9 protein-coding genes are annotated in these 13,387 nt (G+C 50.8%); 2 read left to right on the top strand and 7 right to left on the bottom strand.

Annotation, left to right across the window (positions count from 1 at the left end):
- Window positions 1-55 precede the first annotated feature (55 nt).
- The 5 genes from BBW69_RS04300 to BBW69_RS04280 all read right to left on the bottom strand — a co-directional run bounded on the left by BBW69_RS04300 (window position 56) and on the right by BBW69_RS04280 (window position 4,359).
- A complete protein-coding gene (locus BBW69_RS04300) occupies window positions 56-877 on the bottom strand; it encodes an undecaprenyl-diphosphate phosphatase (protein ID WP_188210524.1) in 822 nt (273 codons plus the stop codon).
- 34 nt (window positions 878-911) lie between these two features.
- On the bottom strand, window positions 912-1,556 hold the full coding sequence (locus BBW69_RS04295) for a thiol:disulfide interchange protein DsbA/DsbL (RefSeq protein ID WP_107860173.1): 645 nt from the start codon (window positions 1,554-1,556) through the stop codon (window positions 912-914).
- A gap of 2 nt (window positions 1,557-1,558) precedes the next feature.
- Window positions 1,559-2,425 (bottom strand): cell division protein FtsN, encoded by an 867-nt coding sequence (ftsN, locus tag BBW69_RS04290; protein WP_188210523.1) that lies wholly within the window; start codon window positions 2,423-2,425, stop codon window positions 1,559-1,561.
- A gap of 103 nt (window positions 2,426-2,528) precedes the next feature.
- The gene (locus BBW69_RS04285; protein ID WP_188210522.1) at window positions 2,529-4,025 is read right to left on the bottom strand and encodes a YifB family Mg chelatase-like AAA ATPase; all 1,497 of its coding nucleotides are present in this window, start codon (window positions 4,023-4,025) and stop codon (window positions 2,529-2,531) included.
- A gap of 13 nt (window positions 4,026-4,038) precedes the next feature.
- The gene (locus BBW69_RS04280) at window positions 4,039-4,359 is read right to left on the bottom strand and encodes an accessory factor UbiK family protein (protein WP_002249992.1); all 321 of its coding nucleotides are present in this window, start codon (window positions 4,357-4,359) and stop codon (window positions 4,039-4,041) included.
- A 483-nt stretch (window positions 4,360-4,842) separates the two neighbouring features.
- On the opposite strand from BBW69_RS04280, the gene putP reads away from it, so the two are divergent.
- Window positions 4,843-6,369, top strand: a complete 1,527-nt coding sequence (putP, locus tag BBW69_RS04275; RefSeq protein WP_188210521.1) for a sodium/proline symporter PutP — start codon at window positions 4,843-4,845, stop codon at window positions 6,367-6,369.
- A gap of 253 nt (window positions 6,370-6,622) precedes the next feature.
- Complete coding sequence (putA, locus tag BBW69_RS04270; RefSeq protein WP_188210520.1) at window positions 6,623-10,228, top strand: bifunctional proline dehydrogenase/L-glutamate gamma-semialdehyde dehydrogenase PutA; 3,606 nt, start codon at window positions 6,623-6,625, stop codon at window positions 10,226-10,228.
- 839 nt (window positions 10,229-11,067) lie between these two features.
- Here the strand turns inward: putA and porB are convergent.
- Together porB and truA are read right to left on the bottom strand one after the other, a co-directional pair.
- Window positions 11,068-12,144, bottom strand: coding sequence for a trimeric porin PorB (gene porB, locus BBW69_RS04265; protein ID WP_188210519.1), 1,077 nt, complete (start codon window positions 12,142-12,144; stop codon window positions 11,068-11,070).
- A gap of 329 nt (window positions 12,145-12,473) precedes the next feature.
- Window positions 12,474-13,271: a tRNA pseudouridine(38-40) synthase TruA gene (truA, locus tag BBW69_RS04260; RefSeq protein WP_188210518.1), complete on the bottom strand. Its 798-nt coding sequence runs from the start codon at window positions 13,269-13,271 to the stop codon at window positions 12,474-12,476.
- Between the last annotated feature and the right edge of the window lie 116 nt (window positions 13,272-13,387).

Genomic DNA, 13,387 nt, shown 5'->3' with positions numbered 1-13,387 from the left:
TGCCATCAGACACAAATCCGAGCCGAAAATATATTCTCAAACCGGATACATGACTTTATTCCCAACTTATCCAGCCTGACAGCCACAATATAATGATGGCAATACCAAAAACAATACGGTAATAGGCAAAAGGAATATAATTTTTCTTAGAAACAAACCTCAGCAACGCTTTTACCGCCACCAAGCCTGAAACAAAGGCAGCAACAAAGCCAATCAAAATCAAACCGATATCATGTAACGTGAAAAATTGGTAATGTTTCAGAATATCATAAGCTGTTGCGGCAACCATCATCGGCACAGCCAAGAAAAACGAGAATTCTGTCGCTGTTTTCCGTTCGATGCCCCAAAGCATTCCGCCCATAATCGTACTGCCTGAACGGGACGTTCCCGGAATCAAGGCAAACACTTGAGCAATACCGATCATCAACGCATCAACCGGGCGGAGTGCATCAACATCAATTTTTTTAGGCACCGTATAGCTTTGACGTTTTTCTACCCACAAAATAAAAAAACCGCCCAGAACCAGCATGACTGCAACACTCAAGGGATTAAACAGATACTCTTTGATTTGTTTGCTGAACAATAACCCCATCACGGCAGCCGGCATAAAAGCGACGGCAAGATTGAGGACGAATCGGTTGGCTTTTTTGTCTTTACCCAAACCATGCAACACACCGGCAAAACGCTGACGGTATTCAAACACCACGGCCAAAACTGCACCAAGTTGGATAGCAATTTCAAAAACCTTATGGTTGCTGTGAAAACTGACCAAGTTACCAAACACAATCAGATGACCGGTACTGGAAATAGGCAGGAATTCGGTAAAACCTTCTACCAAACCCATCATCAGGGCTTTCAGGACAATCATAAAATCCATTGCTTGGTTTCTTTCAGGTGTATGAGGGATAAGGTTATTTTTGCGTAGAACGGTTTGACGGTTTGCGTTCTATCCTGACTTTGTCAACCAATTCTTTAATGGTATGGATTCCACCATCAAAGCCATTATTGAAGATTACGCGGTATTTTCCACCGACAATAACGGTTGGCGTGCTGTCAATACCATATTGTTCCGTCAGTTTCTGCATTTTTAATGCGGCGGCAGCGGCCTCGGGAGAATCATAGACGCGCATCAGTTTTTTACCGTCAAAGCCTTTTTGAGACAAAGCCCATTTTCCGGCGGCCGCCCTGTCTTCCAAATGAACCTTCTGTTCGTAAACTGCTTTAAACACAGCAGGGTTTGCCTGATATTTCAAACCTGACAAATTGACGGCTGCTGCCATTCTGGCCAATCCGAGCATTTCAGGTTGCCAAACTACATGCTCCGTCCGCAGATAAGTATCAGACGGCAATGCCTTGCCCAATTTCAATAACAAAGGATCGAAATGATGGCAATGTACGCAAAAATAGCCGAAAAATTCTAAAATTTCGATTTTGTCAGATTTTTCCTGAGGAATGGGCTTATTCAGAACAGTATAATCTTCCCCCTCCGTCAGGGCAGATGCCTGCGCAGACAAGACTACCGACAACAGCAACGGCAAAAGGTGTTTAATTCTCATGGTTATTTGCCCTCAATCGAACGGATTAGGCTGGCGACCCCATGTTTTTTCAACTCGGCCTGCATTTTTTTCACCGCATCGGCAGACATATTATTACTTTGTACCCGGTAGAGCATTTTACTTCCCGCCTGGTAACCGACCACTTTGGAAGAAATACCCAATATAGCTAACTTGGCACGCTGCTCTTCTGCGCCCTGACGATTAGCATACGCTCCCATTTGCAGGTAATTCGTTGCCTCCTCCTTAACGGAAGTTTTCAATTTTTGCACTTCTCTTGCAGCTTCGCTGCGTGCTTTCTCAATACTTCCGCTGTTAAGGATTTGCTCCGGTGTCGGCTTGGGTTCGGTTTTGCCTTTCCCTGCCTTTTTCTCTTCTTTTACCGCTTTTTTCTCTACTTTTTCAGAAGGTTTTACCGCTTGTTTTTTTGGCGTTCCCGCATCTTTCTTCGATACCTCTTCCCTAACCTCTCTTACATGCTCTTCCGACTGCCCTGCTTTCTTGCGTATATTCCGCTCTTTCGGCTCTTCCTGTTCCGGCTCGTCTGTTTGTTCAGCAACCTCAGTGACTTTATCGGCAACAGCCTGTTTATCGATGGTTTTTTCCCCATCTGTTGATTCCATTGTTTTAGCGCCATCCGGTTCGGTCAACACATTATGATCGGTCGGATCTGGCTGCAAGTCCTCTTCAGGCTGGTTTTTCGGCTTCAGGATTTCTGTTTCTGCCGGTTGTTTCGACAAAAACGGATTCTTAAACGCATTTTGACCCGTTTGATTTAAATAAAACAAAATACCGGCGATAATGACTGTTGCCAGTATCAGACCGAAGAAGAAACCGGACAGACCTTTTCCGGATTGAGAAAATTTGTTCATAAACATACCTTAATGTATTTCAGACGGCATTAACACCGTTTGCGCACGGACAGATATTCTAACAATATTGCCATATTTGAGCAAAATCTGACCCGATACCCTTTCACAAAGCACGACGGAAGCTGACGGCTTTCATAACATGGCTTCTGCCGACTTCTTCGTCGCCTGCCAAATCCGCCAACGTACGCGCCACGCGCATGATGCGGTGGAAACTGCGGGCGGAGAGGGAGAGTTTTTCCAACAGACCGCCCAAGGCTTCCTGCGCTTCTTTTTGGATGCGTGCGGACGTATCGAGTTCACTGACGCTCAAGGCGGAATTCACTTTGCCTTGTCGCGCGTATTGTTTGTCGCGGGCAGCGATCACGCGCGCCAACACGACGGCGCTGCTTTCCCCTGCTTCCTGCTGCATCAGTTCGGTGGCGGACAGGCTGGGGACTTCGATGGTCAAATCGATGCGGTCAAGCAGCGGACCGGAAATCTTGCTGCGGTAACGTGCGACGCTCTCGGGCGTACAGCGGCAGGGTTTGACGGGATGCCCAAGATAACCGCAAGGACAAGGGTTCATGGCGGCGACAAGCTGGAATTTGGCGGGATAGACGGCTTGGCGCGCCGCGCGGGAAATGTGGATTTCACCGTTTTCCAAAGGTTCGCGCAAGACTTCTAAAACTTTGCGGTCAAACTCGGGCAGCTCGTCCAAAAACAAAACGCCGTGATGCGCCAATGAAATTTCGCCCGGACGCGGATCGGAACCGCCGCCGACCATGGCTGCCGAACTGGCACTGTGGTGCGGGCTGCGGAAAGGACGGTGGCTGTCAAGTTGTTGCTGGTGATTGGGCAGGAGCGAACGCAACGCCCATACTTCGACCAATTCGTCTTCGGTCAAAGGCGGCAGAATACCGGGCAGCCGTTGGGAAAGCATGGATTTGCCCGTTCCCGGCGGACCCATCATCAAAAGGCTGTGTCCTCCTGCGGCAGCGATCTCCAAAGCAAGGCGGGCGGTATGTTGACCTTTGACATCGACAAGGTCGGGTAGTTTGGCGTTTTCAGACGGCATCTGAGGAACTTGGCATTCGGTTTGCGCCAAAGGTTCGATACCGTTCAAATGGGCGGCGACTTCGCCCAAAGAGCGCGCGCCGTAAACGGTAATGCCGCGCATCACGGCGGCTTGTTCTGCGTTTTCCTGCGGCAAGACAAAAGAACGTCCGGCCTGCATGCCCTGCCACGCCATCGCCAACGCGCCGCGCACGGGGCGCAACATACCGGAAAGCGCCAACTCACCGGCAAACTCGTATTGCGCAAGCTTTTCAGGTGCGATTTGTCCGGATGCGGCGAGGATGCCCAGCGCAATCGGCAGGTCGAAACGTCCCGATTCTTTGGGCAGGTCGGCGGGAGCGAGATTGACGGTGATTTTTTTGGCGGGGAAGTCAAAACCGCTTTGGATGATGGCGGCGCGCACGCGGTCGCGGCTTTCTTTGACTTCGGTATCGGGCAATCCGACGATATTAAAATGAGGCAGGCCGTTGGCAAGGTGGGCTTCCACTTCAACCAACGGCGCATTCATGCCGCTCAAGGCGCGGCTGTAAACCAAGGCAAGCGACATGTTTCAGACAGCCTTATTCAACAGCTTCGGTTTGTTGTTTGATTTCTGCAACAGCTTCTTCCGCAGCAGCTTCGGCAGCTTTCAAAGCAGCTTCTTCAGGCTCTTGAGCGGCTTCGAGTTTCGCCAGTCGCTCTTCCAAAGCTGCCAGTTTGGTACGGGTTTTAATCAAAACCTGCTGCTGGATGTCGAATTCTTCACGGGTTACCAAATCCATACGGTTGAACGCACTGCCCAACATAGCTTTAATATTTTTTTCCACATCTTTGGCAGGGCTGTTAGCGATGGTTTCGCTAATCTTCGAGCCGACTTCTTCAAAAAGCTGTTTGCCGAACATAATCTGTATCCTTCCTGAACATATTAAATTCAAACGGCTATTGTATAAGGAAAAATGCCGTCTGAAAACGGGCGGTAGGTTATCCGCGGTAAATCTGCCTCACTTCCTTCACGGTTACTAAATTACACTTCAAGACACCTGCCGGCAGAAAACGGATTTCATATTCAGCACCCTTTTGACTACAAGACACTACAAAATAACATACTGTTTTAAAAATATTTAATGTCGATAGATGGATTTTTCTCATCTTTTTTGAACCATAAATGCTTTGCAAACAAAAAAATTTGGGTTATGCTGAGTCAAATTATTTACAATTTCATATAGTTTCATTACATATCTTATTGTGATTGAAAATAATTTATCCGAATATCTTTACAGATTTCCCGGATTTTCCGTTGTACTTTTATTAGAAAAACATTTCAGGCATAAGTTGCTTGCAATTTCAAAGCCTGTAATTTTGAAGTTTTAGACGAGGAATAGCACATGAATCCCATGTACATTACTTTTGCAATCTATCTGATCGCAGTCCTTCTGATCGGACTTGCCGCCTATTTTTCTACGCGCAATTTCGACGATTACATTTTGGGGGGGCGCAGCTTGGGCCCGTTTGTTACCGCTATGTCCGCCGGTGCCTCCGACATGTCGGGCTGGCTTTTGATGGGTCTGCCCGGCGCGATTTATTTGAGCGGTTTAAATGAAGCGTGGATTGCCATCGGCTTGGTGATCGGCGCATATTTCAACTGGCTTTTGGTGGCAGGCCGTCTGCGCGTGCATACCGAATATGCCAACAATGCGCTGACTCTGCCGGATTATTTCTTCCACCGCTTCGGCGCAGGCGGACACTTAATGAAAGTGGTTTCCGCACTGATTATCTTGTTTTTCTTCACAATTTACTGTGCTTCCGGCATTGTGGCCGGCGCAACCCTGTTCCAAAGTCTGTTTGAAGGCATGACTTACACCCAAGCAATGTGGCTGGGTGCGGGTGCCACCATCGTCTATACCTTCTTGGGCGGTTTCTTGGCGGTAAGCTGGACGGATACGTTGCAAGCATCTTTGATGATTTTCGCGTTGATTCTGACCCCCGTCATGGTCTATTTGGGGTTGGGTGGCGCAGAGCAGATGTCTGCCGCCATCCAACACGTTGCCGCAGGCACGGGTAAAGAATACGGCAGCCTGTTTGCAGGTACGACGGTTATCGGCATTATTTCCACTGCCGCATGGGGATTGGGCTACTTCGGCCAACCGCACATCCTGGCGCGCTTTATGGCGGCCGAAAGCGCAAAATCGCTGGTATCCGCACGCCGCATCGGTATGACTTGGATGGTATTGTGTTTGGCAGGCGCGGTAGCGGTCGGTTATTTCGGCATTGCGTATTTCGGCGCCAATCCCGACCAAGTCGCTTCAATGAAGGGTAACCACGAACGCATCTTCATCGCGCTTTCTACTTTGCTGTTCAACCCTTGGATTGCAGGCATCATCCTGAGCGCGATTCTTGCCGCCGTGATGTCCACACTGTCATGCCAGCTTCTGGTTTGTTCCAGCGCGATTACCGAAGACTTCTACAAAGGATTCCTGCGTAAAAATGCCCAACAAAGAGAGTTGGTCTGGGTCGGCCGTCTGATGGTATTGGCCATTGCCGTCATTTCCATCCTGATTGCCGCCAACCCCGAAAGCAAAGTTTTAGGCTTGGTTTCCTACGCATGGGCGGGTTTCGGTGCGGCGTTCGGCCCGATTGTGATTCTGTCCGTATTATGGAAACGCATTACCGCTTACGGCGCATTGTCAGGTATGGTTGCCGGCGCGCTGACTGTGGTGGCATGGGCTGAATGGGTTAAAAAACCTGCTTTGGCAGCACATGAAACCGGCCTTCTGACCATGTATGAAATCGTTCCCGGCTTTATCGCCTGCTTGATTGTCGCCATTGTAGTTTCACTTGTCGGCAAAGAGCCTTCCCGAGAAATCCAAGAACGTTTTGAAAAAGCCGACGCAGACTACCGCGCCGCCCAATAAACCCCTTTCAGACGGCACGGCATCCTTCTTCGTGCCGTCTGAACCCGTTTCCGGGTCAAACACAAATAAATCGTGCCTGCATACAGGCTTTATTTATGTTTTATCCGTTTCATTTTCAAAGAAACGAAAACAATAAATCTACCGGCATTTGAGACCTTGTATTTCATCTGCGGATTTATTACGATATTACCGTATTTCAGACCATACTGATGCCGTCTGAATCCCCCGAGAAAAAACCTGGAGAATCCAAACAATGTTTAATTTTGCATTTCCGGCACAAACCGCCCTGCGCCAAGCCGTTACCGATGCCTACCGCCGCGATGAAATCGAAGCCGTACAAGATATGCTGCAGCGCGCCCAGATGAGCGACGAAGAACGTCAAGCCGCCTCCGAGCTTGCCCGCCGTCTGGTTACCCAAGTCCGTGCCAGCCGCACCAAAGCCAGTGGCGTCGATGCACTGATGCACGAATTTTCACTCTCCAGCGACGAAGGCATCGCACTCATGTGCCTGGCGGAAGCTCTTTTGCGTATTCCCGACAACGCCACCCGCGACCGTCTGATTGCCGATAAAATCTCCGAAGGCAACTGGAAGAGCCATCTGAACAACAGCCCTTCCCTCTTCGTCAACGCCGCCGCATGGGGTTTGCTGATTACCGGCAAACTGACCGCACCCAGCGACAAGCAGATGGGTTCCGCACTCAGCCGCTTGGTCAGCAAAGGCGGCGCCCCCCTCATCCGTCAAGGCGTAAATTACGCCATGCGCCTGTTGGGCAAACAGTTCGTCACCGGACAAACCATTGAAGAAGCCCTGCAAAACGGTAAAGAGCGCGAAAAAATGGGTTACCGTTTCTCCTTCGATATGTTGGGCGAAGCCGCCTACACCGAAGAAGACGCCAACCGCTACTATAACGACTACGTTCAAGCCATTCACGCCATCGGCAAAGATGCCGCAGGCCAAGGCGTTTACGAAGGCAACGGTATTTCCGTCAAACTCTCCGCCATCCACCCTCGCTACTCGCGCGCCCAACACGAACGCGTGATGAGCGAACTCTTACCTCGCCTGAAAGAATTGTTCCTTTTGGGTAAAAAATACGATATCGGTATCAACATCGACGCCGAAGAAGCCAACCGTCTCGAATTGTCTTTGGACTTGATGGAAGCTTTGGTTTCAGACCCTGACTTGGCCGGCTACAAAGGTATCGGTTTCGTTGTTCAAGCCTACCAAAAACGTTGTCCGTTCGTTATCGACTACCTGATCGACCTTGCCCGCCGCAACAACCAAAAACTGATGATCCGTTTGGTCAAAGGCGCATACTGGGACAGCGAAATCAAATGGGCGCAAGTGGACGGACTGGACGGCTATCCGACCTACACCCGCAAAGTCCACACCGACATCTCCTACCTCGCCTGTGCGCGCAAACTGCTTTCCGCGCAAGATGCCGTGTTCCCGCAATTCGCCACCCACAACGCCTACACCTTAGGCGCAATCTACCAAATGGGTAAAGGCAAAGACTTTGAACACCAATGTCTGCACGGCATGGGCGAAACCCTGTACGACCAAGTAGTCGGTCCGCAAAACTTAGGCCGCCGCGTGCGCGTGTACGCCCCGGTCGGTACGCACGAAACCCTGCTCGCCTACTTGGTGCGCCGCCTGTTGGAAAACGGTGCGAACTCTTCTTTCGTCAACCAAATCGTCGATGAAAACATCAGCATCGATACGCTGATCCGAAGCCCGTTCGACACCATCGCCGAACAAGGCATCCACCTGCACAACGCCCTGCCGCTGCCGCGCGATTTGTACGGAAAAGGCCGTCTGAATTCCCAAGGTGTCGATTTCAGCAACGAAACCGTGTTGCAACAGCTTCAAGAAAAACTCAACCGCGCCGCCGCGCAAGACTTCCATGCCGCGTCCATTGTCAATGGCAAAGCCCGCGATGTCGGCGAGGCGCAACCGATTAAAAATCCTGCTGACCACGACGACATCGTCGGCACAGTCAGCTTTGCCGATGCCGCGCTTGCCCAAGAAGCGATTGGCGCAGCCGTTGCCGCATTCCCTGAATGGAGCGCGACGCCTGCTGCCGAACGCGCCAACTGCCTGCGCCGTTTTGCCGACCTGTTGGAACAACACACACCTGCATTGATGATGTTGGCCGTCCGCGAAGCCGGTAAAACGCTGAACAACGCCGTCGCCGAAGTACGCGAAGCCGTCGATTTCTGCCGCTACTACGCAGGCGAAGCCGAAAACACCCTGCCCAAAGACGCCAAAGCTGTCGGCGCAATCGTTGCCATCAGCCCATGGAACTTCCCGCTCGCCATCTTTACCGGAGAAGTCGTTTCCGCATTGGCAGCCGGCAACACCGTTATCGCCAAACCTGCCGAACAAACCAGTCTGATTGCCGGTTACGCCGTTTCCCTGATGCACGAAGCAGGCATTCCGACTTCCGCCTTGCAGCTTGTCCTCGGCGCAGGCGATGTCGGCGCGGCGCTGACAGGCGATCCACGCATCGGCGGCGTGATTTTCACCGGCTCGACCGAAGTGGCGCAACTGATTAACAAAGCCCTTGCCAAACGCGACGACAGCCCCGTATTGATTGCGGAAACCGGCGGTCAAAACGCCATGATTGTCGATTCCACCGCGCTGCCGGAACAAGTTTGCTTGGACGTGCTCAACTCCGCCTTCGACAGCGCAGGACAACGCTGCTCCGCCCTGCGCATCCTTTGCGTTCAAGAAGATGTTGCCGACAAGATGCTCGCCATCATCAAAGGCGCGATGGACGAATTGGTCGTCGGCAAACCCGTTCAGCTCACTACCGACGTAGGTCCCGTCATCGATGCCGAAGCGCAGCAAAATCTGCAATCGCACATCAACAAAATGAAAGGCGTTGCCAAGTCTTACCACGAAGTCAAAGCCGCTTCCGACGTTGATTCTGCGAAATCCACCTTCGTACTGCCGATTTTGTTCGAGCTCAACAACTTGAACGAACTCACCCGCGAAGTCTTCGGCCCGGTGTTGCACGTTGTCCGCTACCGCGCCGACGAACTTGACCAAATCATCGACCAAATCAACAGCAAAGGCTACGCGCTCACCAGCGGCGTACACAGCCGCATCGAAGGCACGGTCAAACGCATCCGCGAACGCATCGAAGCAGGTAACGTTTACGTCAACCGCAACATCGTCGGCGCCGTTGTCGGCGTACAACCGTTCGGCGGACACGGCATGTCTGGTACGGGTCCGAAAGCAGGCGGCTCTTTCTACCTGCAAAAACTGACCCGCATCCCCGAATGGGTCGCCCCGCCGCTGAGCCGCATCGGACAAGCGGACGAAGCCGCGCTCAAACGCCTCGAAGCCCTGATTCACAAGCTGCCGTTTAATGCGGAAGAGAAAAAATCAGCGGCATCGGCATTGGGACACGCCCGCATCCGCACCCTGCGCCAAGCAGAATCCGTCTTGGTCGGCCCGACCGGCGAACGCAACGCCCTGAGCTGGCGCGCGCCAAAACGCGTCTGGGTACACGGCGGCAGCCTCCTGCAAGCCTTCTGCGCCCTGACCGAACTTGCCGCCGCAGGCATCCAAACCGTCGTCGGAACCGACAGCCCGCTTGCCGCCTACACCGCCGACCTCGAAGGCCTGCTGCAAGTCAGCAGCAAGCCTGAAAACACGGGTGTTAACCACGTCGCCGCCCTAAGCCCGCTGGACAGCAGCCGCAAGCAAGAGCTGGCAAACCGCGACGGCGCACTCATCCGCATCCTCCCGTCCGAACAAGGCTTGGACATCCTGCAAGTGTTTGAAGAAATCTCTTGCAGCGTCAACACCACGGCCGCCGGCGGCAACGCCAGCCTGATGGCTGTTGCCGACTGATTTTTCCAATCGGAAATGCCGTCTGAAAACCTTTCAGACGGCATTTTTATTTCATCATTCACACAACTTGACGTTGATCACCTGCACAAGCCCAAATCGCAGCACCATCACGCTTTTGCTTCATTATTTCAACTTCTTTTATTCCATCATTCCCACGAAAACAGAAAACCAAAATAGAAACCCAAAATCCCGTCATTCCCACACAGACAAGAATCCGGTCCGTTCCGTTGCGTAGGATAGTTGCGTAGGGTGAGCTTCAGCCCACCAATCCACCCACTCCCACCATCTTCATCAACTCAAAAAATACAAACAGGAAGAGCGCATTCCCGTTTACCGATTACAAGCATCCAGCTGTTCACTCCCTCCGACCTGATGAATTTTCCAAGGACGCGGCGGGATGGGTGGGAACGCAGGAGGTTATGAAAACAGCAGGCTGAAGCCCACCCTACGATGCTGGAAATAAAAGAAATATGCTGAGAAATACCGTCCAAGTCTTCAGACGGCATTTTTATCAAATGCAAAAATATATCGTCGTTCCCACAAAAGCAGAAATCCGGTCCGTTCCGTTATTTCGGATAAATTCTTACAGCTTTTCGTTTTCAGATGCCCACTTTCTTGGACATAACAATGGAAAGATTGTTATTGTTTCAGATAAATTCCTGTGGCTTTGAGTTTCCGGATTCCCACCTTCGCGGGCATGACGGCGGAGAAGTCTCTGTTTTTCCGATGAATACCCACTCTCGTGGGAATGAAGGCTGCCGCATCAAATAGCAAACGAATCATTTAAAATAAAAAAAGCCTGTCTTTCGACAGGCTTTTTTTACACCAATCTTTGCAGATTAGAATTTGTGACGCAAGCCAACCATGCTGGCAGTTTTTTCAGTTTTGTTTACGCCTTTACCTTCTTTCAACCAACCGGCAGAAACCAGAGCGGAAGTGCGTTTGGAGAAGTCGTAGTCGGCACCAACGATAACTTGGTCGTATTGAGAACCTTCTTGTTTAACGTCATTCACTTTAGCTTTGAAGCCGTGAGCGTAAGAAACTCGAGGAGTTACGTTACCCAGACGGTAAGCGGCAGTAGCAGCAACTTGAGTTTGTTCGTGTTTTTTACCATTATTGGCAGAACCGTCGTTGTTTTTAGCAGCTTCATACTGACCAGCAACAGAAACGTACAAGTTATTGGCATCGTAACCAGCAACTACGCGGTGTACTTGGTAATCCTTAACAGGATTGGAATCTGCAGTACCTACTGCAACACGTTCTGCATCTTTATTCAAATCAGCATATTTAGCAAAAGAGCCCGCATATTGAGCGAAGAAACCGGAATTTTCGTAGTTCAGACCAGCGTGGTAAGACTCACGGCTCTTAACTGCGTGGGTATGGTTGTCTTTAGGATTCGCATTGTCGCGGGGAACGTATTGTACGCTGCCGCTGAATCCTGCAAATACAGGAGAATCGTAACGTACGGAGATTTGGCGGTTTTCAACACGACCGATTTTGCTTACTTGCAGTACATCGGCATTTGCATCGCTGGATTCCCATACATTGACGTTGTCGCCGCTGTCTTTCAATACGGTGTTCAGATTACCGGCGCGGATTTTACCGAAGCCACCTTCCAAACCGATGAAAGATTCGCGGTTGCCCCATTTGGAGTCGGTACCGGCGATAGAAGCTTTTTGCTCAACCTGCCAAATGGCGTTCAGGTTGTTGCCCAGATGCTCGTGACCTCTGAAACCGATTTTAGAACCGAAGTCTGCAATTTCAGTAGCAGTTCTATCTTTAGTGGAAACACCCTCCTTGGTAGTTTTGGTACGGGAAACTTCTACACCCGCTTTAACTGTACCGTACAGGGTAACATCAGCCATTGCTGCAACAGGCAGGGCAGCCAGTGTCAGGGCAATCAGGGATTTTTTCATTGCTGTATTCCTTTTCATAGTTAAGAAATTTAAGCAGACCAAACTTTCCAATCCGCTTAGGCTTTACGTCTACCGCCGATGTCGGCGATTCCATGTCTGAAACTATAAATGCTCTCGTCCGAAAAAACAAACTTATGCTTGCTTTTATGTGAAATCTTATATGCAAACAAAAGAAAATAATAGGTTATTAAAGTTTTTTTCTTTTAAAAACATATTATTAAAACTAATTTTTTATATTTGCATTTTTACAACACTTATCTGAAAAGAACCTCGCGCAGCATATACAAATCAAATGCCGCCAGACAGGGACACATCCCCTGCACCTTTCTTTATAGCCATTGCGGCAATTCGGGACGGATAATATTGAAACTTTCCGGATAATCGATGCCGGTCAAGTAAAGTCCGTCCGGCATAAAGGTCGGCGGTGCCTTGAGTCGGCTGCGCTCCCGTATGAGTGCGGCAAAACCCTCTACACTGAGCCTGCCGCTGCCGACATAGACGAGCGCGCCCATGATGTTGCGTACCATGTGATGCAAAAATGCATTGCCGTGCAAATCCAAACGGATAAGCCCCCGGCCGTAGGCAATTTCTGCGCTGTAAATGGTTTTGACAGGAGATTTTGCCTGACACTCGGCGGCACGGAAACTGGAAAAATCCTGCTCGCCGACCAATAAGGCGGCAGCCCGACGCATCGGTTCGATATCAAGTTTGAGATGCGTCCAACCTACCCTGTGCTTCAACAGTGGCGAACGGACGGGGGAAGATTCAAGCAGATAGCGGTAATGCCGTCCGTATGCGTCAAATCGTGCATGAAATTCGGGGGCGGCCTGTTGGGCGTGCAAAACAGCAATGCCTTCCGGCAGGTTGGCGTTCACACCGCGTATCCATGCCTGAGCCGGACGGACGGCGGTAGTATCAAAATGAACGACTTGGGCAGTCGCATGAACGCCGGTATCGGTTCTGCCGGCAACAATGGTGGAAACCGCTTCCCCTGCTATTTGGGCAAGTGCGTTTTCCAATGCCGTCTGAACGGTCGGTACGCCGCCTGCCTGCTTCTGCCAACCGTAAAAGCGGCTGCCGTCATAGGATAGGGTCAGTGCCCAGCGTTGTGTGTCGGGGGTACTCATAAATATCGGGATTCTTGTGATTTTTTCAGACGGCATTGTATAGCAGAATCAACCTGAAATAACCTCCCTCCGCTTCCGCATATAAAAAAGAGCCTGTCATCAGACAGGCTCCCGGG

Source organism: Neisseria sp. RH3002v2f (genome assembly GCF_014596375.1).
Taxonomy (GTDB): Bacteria; Pseudomonadota; Gammaproteobacteria; order Burkholderiales; family Neisseriaceae; genus Neisseria; species Neisseria cinerea.
This window is presented reverse-complemented; position numbering and strand designations above follow the sequence as displayed.

Coding starts and splice junctions, on each gene's coding strand:
- BBW69_RS04300 (WP_188210524.1), bottom strand. CDS start 877: ATGGATTTTATGATTGTCCTGAAAGCCCTGATGATGGGTTTGGTAGAA.
- BBW69_RS04295 (WP_107860173.1), bottom strand. CDS start 1,556: ATGAGAATTAAACACCTTTTGCCGTTGCTGTTGTCGGTAGTCTTGTCT.
- ftsN (WP_188210523.1), bottom strand. CDS start 2,425: ATGAACAAATTTTCTCAATCCGGAAAAGGTCTGTCCGGTTTCTTCTTC.
- BBW69_RS04285 (WP_188210522.1), bottom strand. CDS start 4,025: ATGTCGCTTGCCTTGGTTTACAGCCGCGCCTTGAGCGGCATGAATGCG.
- BBW69_RS04280 (WP_002249992.1), bottom strand. CDS start 4,359: ATGTTCGGCAAACAGCTTTTTGAAGAAGTCGGCTCGAAGATTAGCGAA.
- putP (WP_188210521.1), top strand. CDS start 4,843: ATGAATCCCATGTACATTACTTTTGCAATCTATCTGATCGCAGTCCTT.
- putA (WP_188210520.1), top strand. CDS start 6,623: ATGTTTAATTTTGCATTTCCGGCACAAACCGCCCTGCGCCAAGCCGTT.
- porB (WP_188210519.1), bottom strand. CDS start 12,144: ATGAAAAAATCCCTGATTGCCCTGACACTGGCTGCCCTGCCTGTTGCA.
- truA (WP_188210518.1), bottom strand. CDS start 13,271: ATGAGTACCCCCGACACACAACGCTGGGCACTGACCCTATCCTATGAC.